This is a genomic window from Bifidobacterium sp. MSTE12 (assembly GCF_000513015.1).
GTDB classification, from domain to species: domain Bacteria; phylum Actinomycetota; class Actinomycetes; order Actinomycetales; family Bifidobacteriaceae; genus Bifidobacterium; species Bifidobacterium dentium.
This window is the reverse complement of sequence record NZ_AZYA01000034.1, coordinates 222738-247325: the sequence shown is the minus strand read 5'-3', so window position 1 is coordinate 247325 and position 24588 is coordinate 222738. Positions and strand designations below refer to the sequence as shown.

Here is a 24588-nt window from a genome sequence, read left to right as displayed (position 1 = left end):
TTCCGTCTATCGGTCGGCGGATTCTCGTGTGATGCGCAGCAATGCGAGGCCTCCGGATAGCAGTGCCGCGGCCAGTAGGAGGATTGCGGTCAGTCCGGCCGCACCGGTCAATGGCATTTGCACTATCGATCGCACGTTGGTGACGGTCACGGTTTGCGTTCCGTCAAGTTTGATCAGCTTGTTGGGGTCGGATTTCACTTCCACGCCGTACGTCCCCTGTTGCTGGTTGACGTGTACGTTGATGACGGCGCTTGGCAGCATCAGTGATGAGAAACCTTCCGGGGCCTTCTTTTCGCTGATGGTGTATTCGCCGTTCAATCCTCTGATGCTTACATTGCCGGCCAGGATCGTCGTGGTGGTCAGTTTCGCCTCATCCTTGTCCGTGGCGAGACGGTAAGTGCCGTCGTCGATGCGGATCAGTTTCAGGGGCTCTCCTCCATTCGCACCTTCGGCAATGGTGAATTCGGCACCGCTGAGGTCTTTGCCGTCGGAGTCCACTTTCTTCAGGTTCACGGCGCCTGTGCAGACGTTGACTTCGTTGCCGGGCACATCGTTATGGTCGTTCCACGAATTCGGGTTGTGCGAGTATTCGAGGCTGATGGAATTGGGGTTGCATTGTGGCGCGATGGCGGCGTCTCCGTTGAGTCGCGCGGTGTAGGTGACGACGATTGTCGCCCCGACCGGCAGGGCTTGCTTGGAAGCGTCGGAGACGAGCACGTCGCCTTGTGCGTCGCCGAACAGCCAACTGACCGTATTCGAGGCTATGGTCTCATGGTAGAAGTCGGTCGGCAGGCTTTTGCCGTCAACGGTGATGGACTGTAATCCCGCATAGTCGATGCCCTTGCCGAAGGTATCGTTCAGTGCGAGGTAGTAGTGTTCGTATCCGGTCCAATTCGGGATTTTCTGCGTGATGCGGTAGGTCAGGTTCTTACCGATGGCTTCGGTGGCTCCCTCTTTCCATGCGTCGCCCTCCTTGACCCGTTTGTCGGGTGTTTCCACTTCGGAAAGCTTGTAGATGACCTGTCCGAGTTCGACGGTGCTGCCATCCGCCGTAATCAGTTGGTCTGCGCCGCTGACGCCGGTACCGTTCATCATCATGATTGACGCGGACTCGGATTGCTGCTCAACGGTGGCTGGAGTGCGGTCCACGACGGCGTAGATGCCCGGGGTCAGCACTGCTCCGGTTGAAATGGCGTCTCCGGCAGCATTGAGTTGCGTGAACTTCGTGCCTTGCTGTTGCTTGAACGCGTCCTGTTTGGCGAGGCTGTCGCAGAAATCACGCAGTCGGCCGCCCCATGGATGGGTGTTCGCATCGGTGAGGGTCCTGACGACCCAGACCATGGGATCGAGTGTGCCGTTGACGTTCAGGTCTTTCTGCGTGGCGCCGATATCCTTGGCCGCCGACGCGATGGCATCGCGCAACGCGGGTATGGTGGTCAGGTCATATCCGACCATCTTGCCGTCGGTCACGTTGGCCGCGGTGTAGGAAGCCAACGGTATGGCCGTCAATGTCTTGCCTTTAAGACTCACCTGCGTGCCGGCCTGAACGCTCATGGATTGTTTGACTTTCAGGTCGGCCAATTGCGGTGTGGCCTGAGCCGCCGGCTGCAGGATCATCGCCGCGAGCGTCGCCATTGCCAGGCCCGCCCATCGACGTCGTGTCGTTCGAGATGTCATGGTTCACCTTCTTTGGTCTATATGTCCTCGAATGGTCGTCATCGTCCACCCGTGCAGCCCAGCATGGCAGAACCTGTCCGCCCATGCCACCGGCTCGACGGATTCTGTGGATATGTGGATGAATCATGGTTATCCACCGCAATCCACACGCTCTTATGCCCCGTCTTGCACCCTCTTCTATACTGGTTCGTCAGGGGGGTGCGCAAGCGTGCCCCATTCGGGCAGAAGGGGCCTTATGGCTTGCAATACGATTAATTCCAGCATCGGAATCTTCACACTGGCGATACTTGCGGTGCTGATTGTCGCCGTGGCGCTCGGCGATGATACGCGTCGGAGTCGTATGGCATTCGCGGCGGTGCTGACACTGCACGCCGTCAACACGTTCGGAGGTCTGCTGGCCCAGAGGTTCACCGGTCTTGACGACACTTTCTCCATCATGATGACGTACATCGGCAACTATGGTACGTACATGGTGGGGCCTGTGGCCGTCACCGGCTTCATTCTGCTGGCATGTGCCAATCTGCCGACGGATCTTTCCCCGAAAGCGAGGCGTACGACCACCGGTCTCATCGTCACGCCGGGCGTTTTAAACATGCTGCTGATCATCCTCAACCCTTGGACCGGCTGGGTGTTCCGCATCGGGGAAGGCAATGCGTTCGTGTGGGGGCCTCTGCACATGCTGCCGGATGACATGGCCGCACTGCAGATGCTGGTCTCCTTGCTGGTGGTGCCACTCGCGAATGCCGGAGGAGCCAAGCACGTCCTGCTGCAATGGCTGGCCCTGTTCATGCTACCGATCGCCGCTGGAATCGTGGAGAATCGCCATGATTCGTTGACGTTGATGTACCCGGCCATCGCGTTCTCCCTGATGATACTGTTCATTCTGCGGCGGCAAAGCAACGAAGAACGGCGAATCCTCGCCGAACATGAATTGGCGGAGAGCAAGGCGAAGCTGTTTACCGAGCAATTGCACCCACATTTCATCTTCAATTCGCTGACCGCCATCCAGGAGTTGTGCATGGAGGATTCCACCAGGGCGAGAAAGGCCGTGCAGGAGCTGTCCGTGTACCTGCGCGGCAACATCGATGCTGTCGGAGAATCCCAACTGGTGCCCGTACGCAAGGAAATCCAGCATGTCAAGGCATACCTCGGCCTGGTGCAGACCGACACCCCGCACAGCATCAAAATATCCTGGAACATACGCACATTGGATTTCCGTCTTCCGCCACTCAGCATGCAGCCTTTGGTGGAGCATGCCGTCAAATTCCATCTTCCATACGCGTATGATCCGGCACTCGTCATCAAGGTATGGCACGATGACGTGGCTGACTACATCAGCGTGCATGACGATGTCGAATCCGAATGCCCCGAAGAAGCCGACCATCACACGGCCAGCTTGGATCGCGTGGCCAAACGGTTGGGTATCATCTGCAATGGTTCCCTCACATACGCCAGTGATCACGGAACGACCCTGACCATCGCCATTCCCAAAGGCGGTAATGCATGAACATCCTCATCGTCGATGACAAGCAGCTTGCGATCAATGCATTATGCCGTATTCTGCGCGATGTCGAGCCTGACAGCACCTGCATGAAGGCGCTGTCGGCGCAACAGGCGTTGGACGAGGCTTCCCGAACCCATTTCGACGTGGTGTTTCTCGATATCGAAATGCCCGGCATGAATGGCATCGAATTGGCGCAAAAGCTCAAGGCCGGCAACGAGAGCATTAACATCATCTTCGTTACCGCCCATGCCGAGCACGCGCTCGAGGCACACGGCATGTACGTCAGTGGATTCCTGCTGAAACCCGCCAGCGAGGATGATGTGCGCACCGCATTGTCCAATCTGCGCAACCCCATCGAGTCGGAGAACGAGGAACGTATCACAGTACGCTGTTTCGGGGATTTCGATGTGTTTCATCACGGCGAACCGTTGAAGTTCGATCGCAACAAATCCAAGGAATTATTCGCGTATCTTGTGCATCGTAAAGGTGCACGCTGCTCCATCAGCGAACTCATCACCGCATTATGGGAGGATGCTTCCAACTCGGCGTCACGCCGCACCCAAGTACGCAATCTCATCCACGATCTGAAAACGACGTTGGAGCCGATCGGCCAAGATGACATCATCGTGCGCGGCCGTGACAGCGTGGCAATCAAGACGGAAGCGCTCAACTGCGACCTGTTCCGTTTCCTGAAGGGAGAGCCCGGCGCCGTGAATCTGTATCATGGCGAATACATGGCCCAATATGACTGGGCCGATATGACGGAAAGCATGCTGTAAAGCGTTCAATCCGCCATATCGGACCGGGTCCATCGGTCCACCATCCCGTACGGGTTTGGTGAACCGACCATGATCGTCAATCCTTGACGATGGTCTTTCCGGCCGTCGCTCCCGGTGTCAAATCCTGGATTTCCGTGATCTGCAACACCGGAATGGTCATGGGCTTCTTCGTGCCGCGTTCCTCGGCGATTTTGACCTGTTCCTCGTAAATCGCGTCGTTGTCGTGCAGTACGACATTGCCACGGAAACGGTAGCCTTTCCTCTGTTCGAGGTTCGCAACGGCAACGACCAATTCGCTGCCATCAAGCAGATTACGGTACATTTGTCCGGCGGTACGCTCGTGATAGCCGATGTGATTGTCGTCGATGATGAACATGCTCATCTTCGGTCCGAGATCCACATGGCCGTCCTTGCCGATGGTCGCGACCCATGCCAGATTGCCGTTGAGGAATTCCTTCATCTCCGCAGTGAGATTTGCCATGATTGCGGTCCTTTCCAACTCGTGCGTCTGTGGTGTAAGACGTGTTTCCAGACTACGGCAGCAAGGCTTTCGACACATGTTCACTCTGCGTGAATACCGTCACATTGACTGTGCTGCGCCAATGGCCTGTTGCGGTTGGTTCATATCGGCTCAGTTCATGCCACCGGTTCGGCAGCGGTTCACCATACGAAAAAAGGGCTTCCGACTTTCATCGGAAACCCTGTTCGTGGAGCTAAGGGGATTCGAACCCCTGACCCTCTCCATGCCATGGAGATGCGCTACCAGCTGCGCCATAGCCCCGTGTCTGCTCTGCAAACCTTGTATAAGATACATCGCAGACTTGAATCATGCAATCCCGGCGTGTCGCTCAAGGATTGGATGCATGACCTCAGTTCGTCGTACCGGTCGTCCCGCTTGAATTCGTGCTGGTTCCGGAATCGGACGATTCGCCTGTCGAAGTGCCGGAAGTCGAATCGTTTGTGGTGGAACCGGAGGAATTGGAACCGGAACTGGTACCGGAATCGGTACTTGAGGAGTCCGAACCATCGGTCGACGACGAGCCGCCATCGGTGGTGCCGGTGCTGGAATCGGACGAGCCGCTGGTCCCTGACGTACTGTCGGAAGTGCTGCCGGAGGTCTTGTCACTGCCACTGGTGGTCGGCTGATCGGTCGCCCCGTCGGTAGTGTCGGTTCCACTCGTCGTGGTACCGGAACCTGAGGTAGGGGTACCGGAGACGGTACTGCTCGTATCACTCGAGCTCGTCGAAGGTGTGACCTTCTCGTACACCACGTCATGCACTACGGTGTCCGTGCCTTTGCCATGGGTAAAGAAAAGGATGAGGCCCGCACTCAGTCCTACGCCGACCAGCGCGCCGACGAATGCGATGATGGCCGGTGCGTATTTGCCATGCAACCACGCCATGACACGGGTCTCCCCCGTGTGGTGCATGGTCCGGGACCCGCCGGCGGACGAGCTTCCAGCTTTGACGCTCCGCTTGGTTTTCGTATTGCGTTCAGGGTTGGCCAATATGCTTGTGGCTTCCGTACCGTCCTTACCGGAGGCGATGACCCTTGGCGAGTCGGACATCACCGCAGTCTGGTCAGACGTAATGACCGCGGTATCGCTTCCGCCATGCCGGACTTCGCCGATGACCTGCGTGGCTTCCGTACCGTTATCGGTTTTGGCATCGCTTTCAGGGGTTTCCCCGTCCGAGTTCGAACCGAACGGCACCGCATTCTGAATCTTTTCGCCCGATGCCTTCAATACGTTCTTATAGATTTGCGTCGAAACGGCGGAGACGATGGATCCGGCCGCCACACCGATCACCGAACCCGCTATGCCGATTTTCGCGGAAAGGAGGAAGGACGTCACTGCGGCAAGCGCACCTGCCGAGATTGATGAAAATGAAATTCCCTTGAAAAAATTCTTCACAGCACACGACGATAGCGAGTATCGCTTCAAAAGGACTGGCGATTATGTGAAAATTCGTGGAATCCTTAAAAGTCAAGGCCTTGGCGGCGTGGATGTTCCCACTGTTCGGTATCGGCGATTGCCGGACCGTGATTGTAATCTAGCAATCTCCATCGCAGTGTGTCCCCTATTTCGATCGGTACAAGACGCACCCAATGTGCGTTGCGCATCGAAAGAATGGAGGCGAAATCGGGCTGCACTTCGTTCAGTCCCAACAACGTCTGCAGTGTCTGTGAGATCCAGGCGCCGTGGGAGAACACGAATAGGTCGGTGTCGGTTCCGGCTCGCATGGCCCAATCATTGAGGGCTTCCACGCCACGTTTGCCGACGTGTTCCTTGCTTTCCGCGCCATATTTGAGTTCTCCGCCACGGAACTCGGCCCAGGAACGATAATCCTCCGGGTAACGTTCGGCGAGCTCTTCCACGGCGACGCCCTCCCAATCACCGAAGCTGCGTTCGCGCACACGCTCATCGGCATGCACCGTAAGTCCCAGCGGATCGGCAAAGGCATGTGCGGTGGCGGCCGCACGGTCGAGATCGGAGCAGACCACCAGTCGATTGGGAATATCCGGACGATGATCCACATAAAGCTCACGTAAGGCCCTTGCGGTCTGCCTCACCTGCCACTCGCCCACTTCGTCAAGGGGAATGTTGATCTGCCCCTGCAGGCGATGCTGCGCATTGAATGCGGTACGTCCATGACGTACCAGCGTGATGGCGTGCACATGCTGTGGCACATTGCCCCGTGATTCAATCGTTACGTTGCGCGGCATGCTTCTCCTCACGTCCTGGATTATTCCGCTTCGACGGCTTCCTCCGTCGTGTCCTGCGCGTGGTCGAGCTGGAGGTCGATGTTCGGGCAATCCTTCCACAGTCGTTCCAAGCGATAGAAGTCGCGTGACTCCTGATGCATGACGTGAATCACGAAGTCACCGTAGTCGAGTAGCACCCACTGTCCCTCGGTCAGGCCTTCGCGTGAACGTGGCTGACGCTTGCCGTCTTTCAGATAAAGGTCCTTTTCGATTTCCTCGGCCACAGCCAGTACCTGACGCTCGTTCGAGGCGCCGGCGATCATCATGAGGTCGGTGATGGCCAATGGTTCGGTGACATCGAAAGCCACGATGTCAGTGGCCTTCATGCGATCGGCCGCGGCTGCGGCGATGCGGATGGCGTCGATGGAATCTTGTACTGCCGGCATAATCAGCGCTCCCATTCGGGCTTCCAGCCCTCTACTACATGTTGCGTGTTTTCGGAATAGACCATGGAATCGGCCGGCACATCATGCCGGACCACGGAGCCTGCGCCCGTGGTCACGCCGTCTCCGACTTCGACCGGGGCGACGAACAGGTTACCCGCGCCCACGTGCACGTTCGATCCGATGGTGGTGTGGTGCTTGTGCACACCGTCATAGTTGGCGGTGATGGTACCGCCACCGATGTTGGTGCGCTCGCCCAGGTCGGCGTCGCCGACATAGCTCAGATGCGGTACCTTGGTGCCGTTGCCGATGTGGGCTTTCTTCATCTCCACGAAGGCACCGGCCTTGGATTCCTCACCGAGGTCGTTGCCTGGGCGCAGGTAGGTCCATGGACCGATGTTGGCGGCACGTCCGATATGGGTTTCCTGCACGCGGGAACGTTCCACATGGGCTTCGGCGTCGATGGTGGCGCTGATCAGCGTGGTGTACGGGCCGATTTCGGCGGCCTCGCCGATCACGGTATGGCTCTGAAGGAAGCAGCCGGGTAGGATCACGGCGTCACGAGCAATCCGAACATCGTCTTCGATCCATGTGGTTTCCGGATCAAGAATGGTCACACCTTCGCGCATCCAATGCTCGCACACGCGCGCGTTGTGGGCTTTGGCCAGTGCGGCAAGCTGCACGCGGTCATTCACGCCTTCCACGCTCAACGGATCGGAAGCTGCGAACGCGCCGACCGCGCCATGCGCCTTGGCGGTCTCGAGCGCATCGGTCAGGTAGAACTCGCCCTGGGCGTTGTCTGAATTCAGGTTGGCGATGGCCTCGGCCAGCAACTTGGCGTCGAACACATATACGGAGGTGTTCACCTCATGCACGGCCAGTTCACTGCTGTTGGCATCCTTCTGCTCCACGATGCGCAGCACATTGCCTTCGCTGTCGCGGATGATTCGACCGTAGCCGGTCGGATCATCAAGGACGGTGGTGAGCACGGTCGCTCCGTTGCCGCTCTGCTCATGGAAGGCAAGCAGTTGCTTCAGCGTGCCGGCGTCAAGCAGCGGCATGTCGGAAGCGGCGATCAATACGACGCCGTCAAGCGCCCCATCTTCCTGTAATTGGGACATGGCGCACTGCACGGCCCGACCCGTGCCCGGAATGTCGTCCTGGTTGACGATGGTGACACGCTCATCGTAGGAGCGCGCCGCGGCCGCGACACGCTCGGCCTGGTAGTGCACCACCACGGCGAGCGTGTCGGGATTGAGTGCCGATACGGAATTCATCACACGGTTCAGAAAAGTCTTTCCCGCCAAGGTGTGCAGCACCTTCGGCTTGCTGGAACGCATACGGGTGCCCTCACCCGCGGCGAGGATGATTGCAGCGCTAAGCGTCATGTTCCGCCTTCCATTTTGATTCTCGCCAACAGAGGATGTTCGGCCGTGCAATCAGTAAGTGCGCCGGATATCCGTACTGTCCCCCAAGGTCCCGGGAAGCCATTCACGCCACTGTTCCTGCCGCATTCGCATAGCAAGGTTGTACAGCGGTGCCGGTTTCCTTGAATCTTGCGGGGAAAGGCCTTTTTCTGTTCGAGGATTATAACCGTTGGGGCCGGACAGGGCAACGGGCTGGCAACGCGGCGTTCGGCGCGGCGGTAGTCTCGGAGACTCCCCCGCTGCCAGATTCTCCGCACACAGCGACTCCAATATGCAGCAGTGTGTAAGGGGTAAGCGTTTCGGATCCTTCTCCCATGCGGATAACCATCTTGTCTCCGCAACAACATATAGGGAACAGATCGAACGGAGCACAGATGAAGAATACAGCCCCGTTCGAGCAGCATTCCAGGAACTGTTATTCATCGTACGGGCTTGACGAATAAGCATTTCGCATAGTTTGGCATCGCATGTTTTCAGATGCGTGACACTTTCGACACGCTGTGTTGGAGACATATGGCATAATGAATACTCGGTGAAAAACTTTTAGGATTTTTGCCGTTCCCCCATGGTGTAATGGCAGCACACGGGTCTTTGGAACCCTTTGTCTTGGTTCGAGTCCAGGTGGGGGAGCATGGAAACGGGTCCTCTCGGAAAAGTCGGAGGGCCCGAGTTCTCCGACAATTGTCATCTCGAAGAATTGATTTTCTTAAACGCATGGTGGGTAATCGGCATCAAAGTGACTCAATCTTCCGGACATGATTCCCGTTCGCCGTTGTCGCGCCCAGTCTGAGACGGCCTGTCTCTTCGGACTGCACGGTGAGAACGGCAGTTGACTCTTCTCCCCCGCCTCTTCCAGGGTCTCCGGCAGTTCTTTGTCGGCACGTCTCATGTATTTGAGGCAACATGTAAGCACTTTGGGCAGCTTCTTCGGGCTGGTCTTTTTGGTGTTATCGTCGTCCGAACCGTCATCGGGCGTGCCATCGTCGTGGATGCCGCGTCTGACTGACCAACCCTTACCTCGAGTCTGCTCATCCAGACTCTTCTGGGCGTGCGGAACAATACGCACCATTGGAGAATCGCCCGAGATTTACGCCGCTAAAATCTGGGGGACTCCGTAGCGGAGGAACACGCATTCTTGTATGCACCGGTCGCGTAGTGCATGACTCCCTTTTCCCGTTCTGAAAATAGATAATTATATAGTTATACCTTACGTATATGGGAACACTTTAATTCTTTATATATAAGAGATACCGGCATCAATCATTCCATTTGATATTTATCAAAACGCCTTTCGTTCCAGAACCTCACCCTCAGTCACAAACACAGTCAAAGTCAAAACCATTTACTGAAACGGCAAGTTTCCCATTACGACGTAACCTTAAATTGGGAATAAAGCATATCATAATTCCTAGGGCATAATAAGCCAGTTCATTATCCTCCAACAAGAGCATTTCCAACGCCAACCAATCAGCAACGGACAGTAACACACCCTTCTAAATCGGCTCATGCACTTTCTCCACTTCGTAGAATAGGAAAAGTCATAGGCGACGGATAATCAATATCTGTCTCCGACATCGGAGGTTGAGCTATGGATTGTGCGAAAATGATGAAAGATAGTAGAGAGATAATCGTCTTCGCACATGAAATCGATGACAGAAGCAAAAAACATGTTCCTTGGGGAGCGCGTTTCAAATGTCCCTATTGTGATCGTCCAGTCGACCTTGCCGCCTTGGACTCCAAGAAGGTCAGAACGTATTTCAAACATCATCGGAATGATGATCTTGCGAAGTTCTGCGATGAATATGTCAGCGGTAGCGGATCCGAAAGTCTCCTTGCGCGAAATCCGGTCATTCCCATCTTCCTCGAACGAGAAGGCGGATCCGCGAATCGTTACGTACTGAAAGCAGGCCTGTGCGGAATCGGACAAAGATTGCGTGATGATCTGAGGAAAACCGTAGAAGCTTATATGTCGGTCAATGGACGAGCGTATTCGCTATGGCAAATGGCGGCGGAATCCCTGAAGGCCCCCATCCGGAAACTGTTAACGCTGGAACTCAGCAAGGTGGTAACGGTAACAGCTTCCGAATCCATACTCAGCAGAATCGGGACAGTCGAAGACTGCAGAACCGGCATGGTATTCACCAGCAACTACGACGGCATCCCAACGGATCATGCTGTTCATATCGGAGTCAGGATTCGGCACGGAAACGACGTATACGCAGGACGGCACTATTGCCTTGTCCTTGATTCGGGAGAGCCGAAACTGACCCAGTCAGTCGTGAAATCCTTCGATACCGCGAAAAAGATAGGAAGTCTCGCGGCCAACAACCGTTTTACCGTTTGGCTGGTTTCTGTCTCCACGTCATCCTCCAAAAGAGACGATGCTGCGAATATGTTTGCCTCTTTCGGCTGCCGTCTTACCGATGAGGAGAAAACGGTTGACCTGCTTTGGCCTCCGTCCCTCACTTCCAACGGAATGGATCAGCCACTGTTCGAAAGCACACCTGTCATATACCATGAGCCGGAGGGGAACGCTCGTCCCGAAGACGCTGGGATGGTTCGGATCATGCACCCTGCGGCGACCTATGGGCTGGGAGACGACTACATATCCCCGTTCGGATATATCGGAACGGGCAAGAACGAGTATATTTACGAATTGGATACCGGTTTTCTGGTATCCCGGCCAGATGAATTCCACACATGGCGGACAATAATCCGAGACAGAATCGACTGGTCGGCATTCGCGACATCGGGATACGACGAGTCATCCGTGAGTTTGACATCGGGTGACAAGCCGATTCTTACCGGCTCATTCCCCGTGGACGTAGAGATACGGTCAAGGACGGGAAAAATCTGGAGTGAAAGTCTGTTTAAAAGCGAGAGAACGCTCCCGGCGCGGCGGAAAGACTTGGTTCTAATCAGAGCCGCGAAAGGAGCTTTCCCAAAGACGTTCCTGTTGCGTTTTAATGATGTCGGCAAGGCAGAAGAGTCTGCCGCACGATCAACCGCCAAAACCGATACGAGGTTGCTGTTGCGAAAGACAAATCTTGGCACGTCAATCGCAATGAAACGTACTGGAATCAAGGTTGGAAAGACGAATACGTCGAGAAGCGAAACGGTAGTCCGAGCGAGAAGAGGAGAATGAAAATGTTTTGGGGACAGGAATATGCAAGGGAATCGATTTGCATGGTCCGGTATAACCACGATGGCACGGTCAACAACTATCTTCGTCTTGCCGACTGCGATTCCCAATCTCAGGAGAACCCTTTCATATGGCTGAATCTTAACCGCTGGATCGATAAAGATAATCCGGATGATCCGAGAACCTTATACTCGCGAAGCATCACCAGCAACAGTAAACGTTTTGCTGGTGATTTCGTACGTCTGAGATGGAAGCCGAATTCCGCAAGACCGGATAGGCCGACCATAGTCGATCCTTTTGATTCTAAGTATCCATCATACGATACCAATCCGCGAGATCTCATCGAGGTAATCTACCTGACTGGGAATGATGCCAAACTATCTGAAATGCTTTCCATCGGATTCGAATACCAAGGTCGACCTACAGAACGAATCCTCATTGCATACAAGCGCTGCAGGAGGAACATGCTGGAAGCGGCCCTACTTCAAAGCAGCAAACTTGAATTCCACGATGGAAAAGCGAAACTGCAAAAATACATGCACGACGGGAAGTTCACAGCACTTTGTTTCCTTATCAACGAGAATGATGTGCAGGAAATGCCCAGGCAGTTTGGGGAAGAGACCGTAAGAATGCTCTACTCCAAGGCTGTCCTTCCAAGTCCCAAAGGCAGTGTGCCAATCAGGCCTTTTGAGGACTACGCCGATGATTACCTGAAATGGTATTGTGACCAGTCCAGTTTTGATTACTCCAAGGAAGATCGCCAAAGAATCGGAACCTTGTTCAAGGAGACTATCAGTTCACCAATCTCGCTGGAGGATTATTCGGGAAAACCTTTTGACACCTATGACGAAAAACTATATGCCCATGCAATACAAAGGTTGATGCACGCCGATGATGATTTGATGAATCGAATCATCACCCGTGTACTGGCGACGGACAAGGATTTTCATCGACAATGTCTCAACACGGTCCTTGCAGGCAAGGACAAGGAGATAGAGGAGAGAAATAAGACATTCCGAGATGTTGAACAGCGGGTTCAACAGGGGAACAATGAGCTGTCCATTCTGGACCAGCTCAAAAAAGAAGACGAGGCTCAACGTGAAGAGCTAAGCACGACGCTTTCCGCCCTTGAAGGAAAAATAAAGGAGGCAAACCAGCGTCAGAACGAAGTACTGAAGGAGATGGAGGACAATATCGCCTTGAAGTTGGGATTGCGGAGCCTTGCTAGAGCTATTCCATCCGGCGGTAGTTCCTTCCCCACGCTTCCGTCTCCCCAACCCTTGGCCGATATGTCACGTAAAAAGACTATCGACGATGAGGAACTCTCCATGATTCTCGAAGATAATCTCGATGGATCCATTTTTGCGCTTGGTGGGAATGATATCGAAGGATTGGCAGCTGGACTACTAGCGACGTTGGCCGCGACGAGGTTCCTTGCGGTGGATTCGGCCTTCTGTAATGACATCGCAAACTCATTGGCGTTCACCTTGAGCGGCAAACCCGCCTACCATTTTCCAGTGCCATCCGATTGGAGCGATATAGATACAACGTTGGAGAAGCTGGATGAGGCCGATTGTTCCGTTCTGGTTATGGATAATGTTTTCGACACTATGAACGAGACATTTTTGTTCTCGCTGCTTCGGGCGAGAACAAAAAAAGTCTTCATCCTGCCCATTGGCGCGCATGGTAATCTCAAACTTCTCGCGCCAGAGCTATGGGGACAAATTTTCTATGTGTGTTCAAATGATTTTGCTCGGGATCCATCCTATGAGATAGAGAATTACTATGCGCCAAGCAAGCTGGCGAACATCGAGTATGTCGAGTTCAAGGTGGACGATTTACGGTCATTGCCTGAAACGCTCAACAAGACCGTTCCAGGCAATACCCTTATACTGCCTTGTAAGATACTCAAGGCATTCCGCAAAATGGTCCGACATGGCAGTAATGAGACTGGAGAAGAGACGCGGCGGAAGGAGAAGAAGGCCATGGACGAATTCAGCAGGTGGACAGCCGACCATCAGCTCATTCTGACATACGCCTTCGCCGGACCGGAGGGAATGATGATGGTCGCCGACTCTTTGGATGACCGGAACAGGGCTGAACGGCTCCTGCGGAGAATCGACAGGGATGCAGCCAATGAAGTATGACAATCTGCTCAGCATTATGGCTACGGACCTTGGCGTCAGGCGATACCTGAATGAGACGGACGAATCATTTGGCATTAGAACGGTTTATTCCGCATCACGGTTCTGGATCGAAGCCTTTTGTCTGGATGACGGACGAATGGGGGCTGACGGATGCCGGCCTGGCACTATCTCGAGAAGGCTGAACCTTTGGCTCAGGCGAATCTCCCTCATATATCCGTTCATTGAGCAATGGTTCGGGGACCCGCCGGCCTCCAAACTCCTTTACGACAAGCTCATCATGGTCGGAGACATCATCTCTGAAAACAGCGGCGGAACGTACAGGTGTCCTTCCCGCCATACGATTCAAATCAGCGATGACTTGAAAGCACTCCTGGGCGTCTACGACATGACAGGTAACGTCATGTCTCTGCCGATTTCGGGAATGATGCTTTCAGCACGTGAACATGGGAAACCACAGGTTGAACGCAACCCAGCATGGTGGAATCTACCGCGGGAGTACCATGTCTGGTCATCCTGCACGGACGAACGGGTCTACGAATACGCCGACCCGTTCCGACAAAACGTCAGGGACTGTTGGGCGGCGAATCCCATCCTATTGAATGGGATTGGAATCGGAAGAAGAGAGGAAGCCTATAGGCGCAGCACGTATTTTCTGCTACGCGACCGACGAGGCGACATCGAGGCGAGAATCATCGACGGCTCCCAGTGGAAGCCGCTGTACACCCATCTAAGGAGCGTCGCGGGGAATCCTTACTGGGCGGAGCTGGAACCGCTGGGAGAATCCCACACCAGGATCAAGACACCTTTTGGCATGCTTCCAACGGAAATATCCAGATGGCTGGATTTCATGACCTGGCCTGAAAAAGCCCCCGACGACGAAAACATGCGGATAATCCGCAACGAACTGTTAGAAACTGCTGTGGATATGCTTGAATCCTGCGGAATCAAAGTGAGGAGCAACCGAATATGCCAGTCCAACTGAGTATCGCCGATACCGAGAAAGCCATTTCGAACAGACTCGTCAAATACATCGAGACCGAATACTTCGGCAAAACGCCCGAGCTCCTCTCCAGATGCGAGAAAACACTCGCTGCTCCTGGAACGCTGTTTCAGAAACCGTATCTGGAAGCCACGAAAGCCTATCAGCTTGCCGATGGAGGTATCGGAAACGCTGCGGTTCCGGAACGAATCAAGACTTTTCTTCAGAGTATGGCGGAAAAGGACAAGGGAGTGTTCGCCAAACCATACAGCCATCAGGTCGAATCCCTCGAGTCGTTCTGGAACGGTTGCGACGTCTTGGTCTCCACAGGAACAGGTTCCGGAAAGACGGAGTGCTTTATGTGGCCGCTCGTATCCAAAATGGCGGGAGAGGCCATGGGATTGACCGATAGACGGTCCTCATGGGAGGAAAGCCATGCGGTCAGAGCACTGGTCCTGTATCCGATGAACGCGCTCGTGTCCGACCAGGTCGGTCGTCTGCGCAGGATGATCGGCGACAAGCAAGGCAGTTTCCTTGACATATGGGAGGGCGTCGTCGGAAACGCGCGGCGCCCCCAGTTCGGCATGTATACCGGCAGGACCCCTTATGCCGGCGATACAAGGAGCACGCGACGTGACAAGGAATACGCCGAAACGTTGCGGCATGATTTCGGCGAGCTTGGCGAGGAGGACAGGTTTCATCTGTCGGAAACGGGCCGTTTCCCGGAGAAGAAAGACATCCTCTCCTATGCCGATATAGTCACGGAGGGCGAAGACGGGTGGAGTCCCCTGGACGCGGAGATGCTGATGCGTTTTGAGATGCAGCGACATACGCCGGATATCCTCGTGACCAACTATTCCATGCTGCAGTACATGCTCATCCGGGCCACGGAAAACGGTATCTGGGAGAACACCGCGAAATGGCTGGAACGGAATCCGAAAGAACGGATTCTACTCGTACTCGACGAGGCACACATGTACAAAGGTGCCGCCGGAGGCGAGGTCGCACTACTTCTGAAACGTCTCGCGGCAAGACTCGGAGTCGGAATGGATCGGTTCCAGTTCATCATGACTTCCGCTTCCATTCCAGAGGACCACGAGCCGGTTGAACGCTTCTTCGAGGACATGGCAGGCAGACCAGCCTCGAACCTGCGCATCATCACGGGTAAGGAGCAGAAGGTCGTCCACGGGTCCCGGATTCTTTCCGCGAAGGACATAGTGGCCGCCGTCGGAACCGGTGATGATTCGAACACGTCGATGATGCGTATGAGGCGGTTCCTGTCGGGAATCGGCCAACCAATACCGGACAACATGGCTGAACGGGCGATCCGTGAGCGGGCCGGGGAAGAACTCCAGAAAATAGAACGGTTCGGAGCGGTGGAGGAGATTCTCCGTCGAAAAACACTGACATTGGAGGAGGCCGCGAAGGAAATCTTCAAAGACGATTCTGAAGCCGTCAGAGCGACCGATATCCTGTTGAATCTCGCCGCATTGGCCTTGGACGGAGGACGGCCGCTCCTACCGACACGCATGCATCTGTTCATCAGGGGAATCCAATCGTTCATGGTCTGCGCCGACCCTAAATGTCCTCATGCGGAAGAAAAGGATGGTCTTTCCCTCGGCAAAACGCTTATTAACGGCTCGGCCGGACGCTGCTCCTGCGGCGCAAAGACCTACGAATTGGCCACTGACCGCACCTGCGGAGCATTGTTCCTTAAAGGCTATGCCAATCCCAAAGAGGATGATTTCTTCTTCTGGAACGAAGAACCGGCAGGAAACAGCGAAATCAAAGAACTCATCGTCATGCCAATAGCGGAGGACTCCCGCCCGGACGACGTCAAAACAGGATGGCTCAACACGATATCCGGCAAGATATACCGTGACGACCATCACGGACAAGCCCATTTCTCGCACGTGGCATTCTCCTTCGACCAACCCAAAGACATGGACGGCAAAAAGATGCAGTTCATCACCTGTCCGAAATGCAATGGCCGTCTTTCAGTCAGCGACTTCACGACCAAAGGCAACGAGCCTTTCTACAACGTCGTCGCCGAACAGTTTTCGCTGCAAGAACCCTCAAACGACCCGGAGAAACTGCGGAGGAACCCAAACGCCGGAAAAAAGGTGATCCTCTTCTCCGACAGCAGGCAGACCGCCGCCAGGATAGCGCTCGACCTGACCGAATCCTCCGACAAAGACTTGATGCGCAAACTACTGTGCCGGGCGGCATACGACCTATACCGACAGCACAGCAATGACGCAACGGTCAGTGCAATCTATCCGATGTTCCTGAAAACCGTATCGGAACATGGGTCGCATATTTTTTACGGTGCCGATCGCACAGCCATTATGGAGAAAATCGAGAAGAGTCAGAGAAAATTCGAAGACCCTCGACGTTTCGCCAAATTCCTAGGTGAAGGTGACGAAGGCGCACCGCAGGAATACCATTACCTTCTTTTGTCACTCATCTGTGATCGCTATCGTTCTCTCAGTGATATGACAGTCGGATGGATCGAGCCGTTTGATGACGACATGTGCGATATCCATGATGATCTCGATGAGATGGGAATTTCCGAGGACGAATTCAAGTCGGTTTTCTATGCATGGAGCGAGTATTTGCTCATTCACAACGCTGCTTTGAACCCAAACATCGAATGGTCCACTCGTGACAGGGCAATGCCTTTCTCCGCGGAATATGGGGTAGACCACGACAACATCTTCAAAGGGCAGACTCAGGGGAAACGATCGCTGTACGAGTTTCTGAAGAAACGTTTCAATGCGGATGAAATGGCACATCTTGAGAACGCACTGGACCATTTCCTCGGAACATCAGCAAAATATGTCCGGTACAAGTACCTGAATCCGCGTAGCGTCACGCTGAGAATCGAACCAGATGCGCGGTGGAAAGCCTGCGACCGGTGTGGCAAGAACGCCCCGTATGATTTGTGGGGGAAATGCCCTCATTGCCGGCAAGGCAATATGCGGGAGCTTACGGATTTCAGTTCCGTCGCCTTCTGGCGAGATCCGATAGTGAGGATTCTTCAAGGTGATGATGATTCCCTGCGCGCGAGGATCAATACCGAGGAGCATACAGCTCAGCTGTCTCATAAGGATGGACAGAACGAAAGCTGGTCCACCACCGAGGAATATGAGATGCGGTTCCAGGACATCTACACGTTCGACGACGAGGATCCCGTGGACGTCCTTTCCTGCACGACGACAATGGAGGTCGGCATCGATATCGGCTCCCTCACAGCGGTGGCACTCCGTAACATTCCGCCGATGCGTGAAAACTACCAGCAGAGGGCCGGACGCGCGGGACGTCGCGGCTCGTCGATATCCACCATCGTGACATATGTCGATGCCAGACCGTTCGACAACCATTACTTCGAGCATCCGGACAGTATAGTTCGCGGCGAATTGAGGGAGCCACACGTTGACGTGGACAACGAGAAGCTAATCAGACGGCATCTAGCAACCATACTGCTCACCAACTTCAGCGCCGAGCAAGACTTCTCCATGGAAAACATCAGCATCGAGGATTTCTTCGAAATGTATTGGAAGAAATGGAATTCCTTCCTTAAAGCATATGACTTTGGCACCATCATCCACCAACAGCTGATTCCACGGGACTGGAAGTTGGACACCGATAGATTCCGCCGCATCCTGTCCAAAGAACTGGCTGACCTTAAAGAGGATTTCAGGGAATACAGGGAGAACTACCTATCCACCGACAATAAAAACTGCAAAAGCCTTTTGGATAGTCTCCTCGAAGCGGCCATACTCCCGACGTACTCATTCCCCCGCAACGTCACCGGATTCGACATTGAAGATCCATCCGAGGTCAAGAAGCTCGAGCAGCGGCCGGAACGGTCCCTCGATATGGCCATCAGCGAATATGCTCCAGGGCGAGAACTCATCGTGAACAAAAAAAGGTACATTTCTGGTGGAATCTACGCGCATTCGTCGAGATTCGCCAAAGGGCAGGGTACCTCATTCGAGCCAGCGAAGAAGTACTTCGATAACAAGGATTACCACAACGAAGTGTTCCTCTGCACGAACCCGACTTGTGGATGGTTCGGATTCGAAAAGGAGCTACGTAAACCCGGCCGTTGCCCGTTCTGTAAAGAACCCGGACTGGAACACAAACCGTTCCTTAAGCCATGGGGCTTCTCTCCAAAGGACGGAAGACCGTCCCCGTCGGCGAGCGAGCGCTCCGAATTGTCCTTTGCGGAACCGCCCTTTTACTCTGCGACACCTTCCGAGAAGATGACGGATGCCGGTTACGCACATGTCGAGTACAGTGAGAGACACGACTGTTCCCTCATGGTGATCAACAAAGGGCCGAACGGTGAAGGATTCACGGTCTGCTCCCGGTGCGGAGCCGCCTTCCCGACGACGGATTCGGCAGGAATCGCCAAACGTATCAAAGCACCTTACACGAAGACTCCGCAGAACCGGCAGCCCGACTGCGCACATGACTTCGCTAACAGTTCCGGGCTATATATCGGAGACGTGTTCAACACGGACATGATCATATTCGCCCTCCATCTTAATCCGAACGAGGTGAGCGTCAGCCAGTCGAACAAATGGCTTAAACGGGCACGCGTATCGCTCGCCGAGGCGATGCGGCTTGCCGCCGTTAATCTATTGGACATCGATTTCAACGAATTATGCGTCGGCAGCCGCACACGTCTTGACGGAAGCGGCGAATCTGCCTTCGCCGACGTGTTCCTTTTCGATTCCCTCTCCAGTGGAGCTGGGTATTCGTCCGCTCTGTCCAAGAGGCATAATCTCAAAAAACTCTTCAACAAGACCAGAAGCATCCTCAACGGCTGCGATTGTGAAGAGGCTTGTTTCTCCTGCCTGAAGCACTACTATAACAAGCAATTCCATAACCAGCTCGACCGTCACGCAGCGCTCGATCTGCTTGACTATGCAATGAGCGGAACAGTAAAGGGCCGTGTGTCCGACGAGGACGCACGGATTGCCTTCACGGCCCTTGCAGAGGTGATTCAGAATGATACACGGTCCATGTGTTCGTTCAAAGGTGACAAGATGACCTTCATGTTTGACGGGAAGGAAACAGTTCTTACCTGTCTTCCGGATATGAAGCCCAAATCATCCGCTTCCGCGGTGAATGAATGCTGGCAATATCAGCTAAAGCATAACGTCCCAGGAATCGTTGATGCACTTGCAAAAGAACGGACAGGGAACCTCACATTGTTTTAATTCCTCAGATTAACGTTCTTTCCTCGTCTTTCTTGACGATTGCATCATGACAAACATGATGCAATCGTCAAGAAAGACGGTGGTGCCACTGGCCATCGTCGGATTGGCGGAGAGACTGCGACTGGCGACGAATGTACGAAGCCACTTGTCAATCTCTTCCGCAGCAACAAAAGAAATCATGTCAGAGAGACGTCTGTTGGCCGAAAAGTCTTCCGCGGCGTCGCGGTGGATCTCATTGACGTCGTCGTCATCCAAGCTCTCCGCCACTTGGTCGCCGTGCTTCGCGCAGAGCGCGTGTCGTATGCCCATTCAGGGTCGAAGAGCTTATCCATGAGGTCGGATAGCGAGTCCAGATTCACTGCTCCCTACGGTACCGTTCAAGTTCGTCGTTACTCTCTGACGTCGTCCAGCCGGGAGGAAAGAATTTCGGCGTGCACGGTAACTTGCCTGAACTCCTCGCTAGGATGGAGGCTGGTCATCACCGGACAAGGGAATACAAATGTTGTCCGATGTTTCGACGGCATACGAACTCATAGAAGTGGCGGACGTATCGCATAGCGCCGACTTCTCAGCGTGCGGTCATTTCGACAAGTTCCAATTTGAAAAGACCGTTGTCTGGGTTGTATTTGTCTACCGTCGCCTTGATATGGACGTTCTGTCCCTCATGGACGAAAGCGGGTAGTCCGACCGAACCGTCATGGAAATCGCTCCATGTGATTCCCTCGAATCCGAAATTCGGCCCACTGACACTGTCCGTGTTGTAATCGCCGCCATATACCAACGTGTAATCCAGCAAGAAGCGGGGATGCTCGTCGTTGGGTATAACGTTTGCGATGTTGCCATCGAATTCGATGGTGCGGCCCTTGTATTTCTCCGCGAACACGGCGACGGATGAATCGTCAGGATCTTTCAGCGCGAGCAACGCCGCGAACTCCGGATTGTTGGCGGTCGTGATGACGCCGTCGCTGTCGGGCTGCTGCTGGGATTCCTGCTGCTGTGACTCCTTCGACGTGGTCTCATTCTTCCGGACGGTCAACGTGACCTTGCCGTCCGTGGTGGATTGCCTCGCCTTAGTAACGGTCCATTCCTCGCCGTTCCGTACGTACATCTTCACCGTTGAAGTCTGGTCGCTGCCGTCGCCTCCGTCAATCACGAAATTATAAGCCAAATTTTCCCCGTCGAGTTCCTCCATCACATCCTTCGTAGAATGACCCTTCAACGCGTTCGTGTCGATCGTCGTGAACGAGGGTGCGGACAGCTCATCCTTATCTCCAGAGTCAGGAGTGCCTGAATACGATGGAGTCAGTGCTGAATCATTCTTTCCCGAATCGCCGGATGGCTGGCTGGCACAGTACGCGATGCCGACGAGCAGGAGAAGCGCTGCCACACAGCCGATAAGAATTGTGAGTCCCCGCTTGTCCTTCAGCAATGCCGCGAAAACGTCGGACGTCGCATTCCCTTCGTTCTTGTGCCGGCTGGATTGTTCGCCGGACTGGTTCTGTTTCTCGTCGGAAGGCCAACGCAACGCAGGTGTCATATCGGACTTCGCAAGCGTATCGTATGTGGGATCCGGTCGTTCCAGTGGGTTTTCATCCGCCTCGTCCGGTAGGTTCGCATCGCCGTCGGGCTCCACAGCCGAAGCGACATCGATCGGCGCCATCACGTCCGTCGGTTCGGAGCCGGCTCCACCCGGAACCGTAGGAAGTGCGACCGTCGGGGCCTGTTCCTCCAGAACAATTTCCACGGTGGCGGTCGGCTCCGCGTCTTCAGCCTTGATTCCCGCCCGGTCGTGTGGGGCGGTGTGTTCCTCGGCATTCCACTTGCGCAGCTGTTTCCTTTCCTCATACACTGAACGTGCCTCATCGATGGAATCTCCGATAATCTGAGCGGCATCCTGCATGCGTGCGGTCGCCTTCCTCACCGTCTCATTGGATTGGATTCCGTTCCATGCACGGGCCGACTGCTCGCGCATCACATTGATCCTATCCTCGAGGCTATCTTCTGCCGCAATACGGTCTGCTTCGCTTTTGGCTTTGGAAAGCACCTCCTTCGCCTTGGTCCTGCCAGCTTCGAGTTTCCCTTCCAGATCATTGTCCTTCACGAATTTTTCGGCGCTTTTCCTGGCTTTAGAGAGGAGACCACCTAAAACCGTCGGCTGCGAAGCCGGACGCGGTTCCGGTTGGGATGATGCAGAGGCCAGAGACCGCGGAACGGATGGATACTGCTGCTGCGCCGGATACTGACTCGGCACCGGTTGGGCATATTGGGCATATTGGTCCTCGGGCTGGCCCATAGGCATGGCGTGACTTCCGGACGGACGGCTCCTCAGCGTCTGAACTATCCGATCGAGCACCAGATCCACATCATTCACGGCATACCCGCCCGTATACGTGGTGGTGAACGGGTGCTGTTCAACGTCATCGGCGGACAGTCCATATCCGTTACGCAGGGTCTCGACGCATTCCCGGAAGAATACATCCACTTCATCCGTCCTGTATCCTTCCGCGAAATTCGCCACCGGGAGCTTGATGGACTGAAGTTCTTCAGCGGTAATAAATCTGGCTGGGCAGCTCATTTCGACATCCTCGTCTTCTCGCTGGGAAACAATACCAACATACTAATATCGCAAGAAAAAAGGCAATTCAGTTGAGGTGTTGCGGGCGTTACCCTCCATTCGATTCCATGTTGCCTGCCGTGCATTCCCCTCATGGGTGGTTCGCCATTCCTAGAGGTGTGGATCAGCGAGACTGGTTTCGTTTCCATTTCCCTGAGGTATTTGACCGGCCACGGCAGGACACTTGGCAGGAATGTACTTCCTACCCGCCAGACGTTGCACATGCCGATGACCGCGTTATCGAAACGATCGCCTTCCGCGGTGGTGAGTCCGCTGCTACTTCCTGTTTGATTTTCAGTTCAGCCAACGACGACGCCATGACCAATTTTACGCATGGAGTCGCTTCGCTTCCCATCCGCCATCATCCATGTCTCAGCGGTAACGCATGGATTGCGATTGCTTCTGTCGATTCCCTGATACGGATTTTCATGTTTTTACTCACGCCTTCCTAACGAGCTTTCGTATTGTAGCATTCGACGTCGTGGATGATCATAATTCTGGTTTCGGCACTGTCGTCCGAAGGAATTCTCATGTCTCGCAGCATTTGCCGCCGCACGTCTTCGACCTCACATTCGCAGCCCAGTGACATTCAGAACATTTCCCTCCAATCAAGAGACCAACGGGTTCTCAATGCGTTATATGTCCGTGATTTATATGTCCATGGCTATCGAGCAGCGGAATCCCTGTGTGGTCCCGCATGGGCTCCGTCGATTCGGAGTACAGCGTACAGCCTATTCCCGGTCACGCACGCCGGATACGCTTTATCACGTTCCATGGCCAACATCCTCACGAAGGTAATCGTGACCAGCAAAAATACGGGTTCCAAACAAGTTGGAACCCGTATAAGCACAAAATGCGCTAACGAAAACCCAAAGAATCAGGCGAACAGGAAACCCTGCCCGTGGTGTTCCGGATACGTGTCGAACAGCTCGGCGACCGAACCGTCCTCGAACACGGCGCGAATGGCGCTGGCCAGCAGCGGCGCGATGGACAGGACCGTCAGGCCATCCCAACGCTTCTCCTCCGGAATCGGCACGGTATCGGTGAGCACGACCTCGCGGGCGCCGCTACCCTTCAGACGTTCGATGGCCGGACCGGACAGCACGCCATGCGTGGCGACGACGGTCACCGACTTGGCACCGGCGTCCTTGAGCACGCTGCATGCGCCGGCGATGGTGCCGGCGGTGTCGATCAGGTCGTCGACAAGCACGCAGTCCTTGCCTTCGACGTCACCGACTACACGGTTGGCGACGGCCTGGTTCGGACGGGTAATGTCACGGGTCTTGTGCACGAAGGCCAGAGGGCCGCCGCCAAGACGCTGAGCCCACTGTTCGGCCACACGGATGCGACCGGCATCCGGGGAGACCACGGCGACATTGTCGAGCTGGTTGGCGAAACGGTCGCGGATGTAATCGACCAGCACCGGCATGGCGATGAGATGATCCACCGGACCGTCGAAGAAACCCTGCGACTGGGCGGCATGCAGGTCGACGCTCATGATGCGGTCGGCACCAGCCGTCTTCAGCAGGTCGAACATCAGACGGCAGGAGATGGGTTCGCGACCGCGATGCTTCTTATCCTGCCTGGAGTAGCCCAACAGCGGGCAGACCGCGGTGATGGAACGTGCGGAAGCGCGCTTGAGGGCATCGATCATGATGAGCTGTTCCATGATTGACTGATTGATCGGGTTGCAATGGCTTTGCAGTACGAACACATCCGCGCCACGCACGGATTCGGTGTAGCGTACGTACATCTCGCCATTGGCGAAATCATATGCCGTGGTTTCCAGAACATCGATGCCGAGCTGTTCCGCGACTTCCGCCGCCAGCTTCGGATGCGTCCTGCCTGTGACAAGGATAAGGTTTTTATCCGGCTTTCCTTCGAGGATTGCGCTCACCATGTCTCCAAACGTCTGTTTTCGCGTCAATTGGACGTGACCAA

Annotated in this window: 16 protein-coding genes, 2 tRNA genes and 2 pseudogenes; 8 read left to right on the top strand and 12 right to left on the bottom strand. The window is 54.8% G+C overall.

Annotation, left to right across the window (positions count from 1 at the left end; all coding sequences use genetic code 11):
- Positions 1 to 6: 6 nt before the first annotated feature.
- Positions 7 to 1677: an isopeptide-forming domain-containing fimbrial protein gene (locus HMPREF1494_RS07655; RefSeq protein ID WP_051404744.1), complete on the bottom strand. Its 1671-nt coding sequence runs from the start codon at positions 1675 to 1677 to the stop codon at positions 7 to 9.
- A gap of 235 nt (positions 1678 to 1912) precedes the next feature.
- Between HMPREF1494_RS07655 and HMPREF1494_RS07650 the strand changes: the two genes are divergently transcribed.
- On the top strand, positions 1913 to 3184 hold the full coding sequence (locus HMPREF1494_RS07650; protein ID WP_034521689.1) for a sensor histidine kinase: 1272 nt from the start codon (positions 1913 to 1915) through the stop codon (positions 3182 to 3184).
- Positions 3181 to 3960: a response regulator gene (locus tag HMPREF1494_RS07645; protein WP_003840011.1), complete on the top strand. Its 780-nt coding sequence runs from the start codon at positions 3181 to 3183 to the stop codon at positions 3958 to 3960. The genes HMPREF1494_RS07650 and HMPREF1494_RS07645 overlap by 4 nt, the downstream gene beginning before the upstream one ends.
- 76 nt (positions 3961 to 4036) lie before the next feature.
- On the opposite strand, the gene HMPREF1494_RS07640 is transcribed toward HMPREF1494_RS07645, so the two are convergent.
- The 6 genes from HMPREF1494_RS07640 to glmU all read right to left on the bottom strand — a co-directional run bounded on the left by HMPREF1494_RS07640 (position 4037) and on the right by glmU (position 8495).
- Positions 4037 to 4441, bottom strand: a complete 405-nt coding sequence (locus tag HMPREF1494_RS07640; protein WP_003840010.1) for a pyridoxamine 5'-phosphate oxidase family protein — start codon at positions 4439 to 4441, stop codon at positions 4037 to 4039.
- 227 nt (positions 4442 to 4668) lie between these two features.
- A tRNA-Ala gene (locus tag HMPREF1494_RS07635) sits at positions 4669 to 4741 on the bottom strand.
- 88 nt (positions 4742 to 4829) lie between these two features.
- On the bottom strand, positions 4830 to 5873 hold the full coding sequence (locus HMPREF1494_RS07630; RefSeq protein ID WP_034521685.1) for a hypothetical protein: 1044 nt from the start codon (positions 5871 to 5873) through the stop codon (positions 4830 to 4832).
- A gap of 65 nt (positions 5874 to 5938) precedes the next feature.
- The gene (locus HMPREF1494_RS07625) at positions 5939 to 6685 is read right to left on the bottom strand and encodes a histidine phosphatase family protein (protein ID WP_003841648.1); all 747 of its coding nucleotides are present in this window, start codon (positions 6683 to 6685) and stop codon (positions 5939 to 5941) included.
- 20 nt (positions 6686 to 6705) lie between these two features.
- The gene (gene rsfS, locus HMPREF1494_RS07620) at positions 6706 to 7110 is read right to left on the bottom strand and encodes a ribosome silencing factor (protein WP_012902188.1); all 405 of its coding nucleotides are present in this window, start codon (positions 7108 to 7110) and stop codon (positions 6706 to 6708) included.
- A 2-nt stretch (positions 7111 to 7112) separates the two neighbouring features.
- Positions 7113 to 8495, bottom strand: a complete 1383-nt coding sequence (gene glmU, locus HMPREF1494_RS07615; RefSeq protein ID WP_034521681.1) for a bifunctional UDP-N-acetylglucosamine diphosphorylase/glucosamine-1-phosphate N-acetyltransferase GlmU — start codon at positions 8493 to 8495, stop codon at positions 7113 to 7115.
- A 598-nt stretch (positions 8496 to 9093) separates the two neighbouring features.
- Here glmU and HMPREF1494_RS07610 point away from each other — a divergent pair.
- From HMPREF1494_RS07610 to HMPREF1494_RS12000, 5 genes and pseudogenes are all read left to right on the top strand, one after another.
- Positions 9094 to 9164: transfer RNA gene (locus HMPREF1494_RS07610), tRNA-Gln, on the top strand.
- 973 nt (positions 9165 to 10137) lie between these two features.
- Positions 10138 to 11679 (top strand): hypothetical protein, encoded by a 1542-nt coding sequence (locus tag HMPREF1494_RS07605; protein WP_034521678.1) that lies wholly within the window; start codon positions 10138 to 10140, stop codon positions 11677 to 11679.
- A gap of 2 nt (positions 11680 to 11681) precedes the next feature.
- The gene (locus HMPREF1494_RS07600; protein WP_034521675.1) at positions 11682 to 13823 is read left to right on the top strand and encodes a hypothetical protein; all 2142 of its coding nucleotides are present in this window, start codon (positions 11682 to 11684) and stop codon (positions 13821 to 13823) included.
- Positions 13813 to 14805 (top strand): hypothetical protein, encoded by a 993-nt coding sequence (locus tag HMPREF1494_RS07595; RefSeq protein WP_034521672.1) that lies wholly within the window; start codon positions 13813 to 13815, stop codon positions 14803 to 14805. The genes HMPREF1494_RS07600 and HMPREF1494_RS07595 overlap by 11 nt, the downstream gene beginning before the upstream one ends.
- Positions 14790 to 15260 (top strand): annotated as a pseudogene (locus tag HMPREF1494_RS12000) (DEAD/DEAH box helicase); the annotation flags it as partial. The gene HMPREF1494_RS07595 and the pseudogene HMPREF1494_RS12000, both read left to right, overlap by 16 nt.
- On the opposite strand, the gene HMPREF1494_RS11775 reads toward HMPREF1494_RS12000, so the two are convergent.
- Positions 15222 to 15632, bottom strand: a complete 411-nt coding sequence (locus HMPREF1494_RS11775; RefSeq protein WP_231495377.1) for a hypothetical protein — start codon at positions 15630 to 15632, stop codon at positions 15222 to 15224. The pseudogene HMPREF1494_RS12000 and the gene HMPREF1494_RS11775 overlap by 39 nt on opposite strands.
- Before the next feature lie 30 nt (positions 15633 to 15662).
- Between HMPREF1494_RS11775 and HMPREF1494_RS07590 the strand changes: the two genes are divergently transcribed.
- Positions 15663 to 20033: a Zn-binding domain-containing protein gene (locus tag HMPREF1494_RS07590; RefSeq protein ID WP_231495376.1), complete on the top strand. Its 4371-nt coding sequence runs from the start codon at positions 15663 to 15665 to the stop codon at positions 20031 to 20033.
- A gap of 9 nt (positions 20034 to 20042) precedes the next feature.
- Here HMPREF1494_RS07590 and HMPREF1494_RS07585 read toward each other — a convergent pair whose 3' ends face one another.
- The 4 genes and pseudogenes from HMPREF1494_RS07585 to HMPREF1494_RS07575 form a co-directional block, all read right to left on the bottom strand.
- On the bottom strand, positions 20043 to 20300 hold the full coding sequence (locus tag HMPREF1494_RS07585) for a hypothetical protein (RefSeq protein WP_155807178.1): 258 nt from the start codon (positions 20298 to 20300) through the stop codon (positions 20043 to 20045).
- Positions 20301 to 20601: 301 nt separating this feature from the next.
- Complete coding sequence (locus HMPREF1494_RS11005) at positions 20602 to 22134, bottom strand: DUF4839 domain-containing protein (protein ID WP_231495375.1); 1533 nt, start codon at positions 22132 to 22134, stop codon at positions 20602 to 20604.
- Between the two features lie 273 nt (positions 22135 to 22407).
- A pseudogene (locus HMPREF1494_RS11995) lies at positions 22408 to 22608 on the bottom strand (DivIVA domain-containing protein); the annotation flags it as partial.
- Between the two features lie 916 nt (positions 22609 to 23524).
- On the bottom strand, positions 23525 to 24547 hold the full coding sequence (locus tag HMPREF1494_RS07575) for a ribose-phosphate diphosphokinase (protein ID WP_003839946.1): 1023 nt from the start codon (positions 24545 to 24547) through the stop codon (positions 23525 to 23527).
- Positions 24548 to 24588 lie beyond the last annotated feature (41 nt).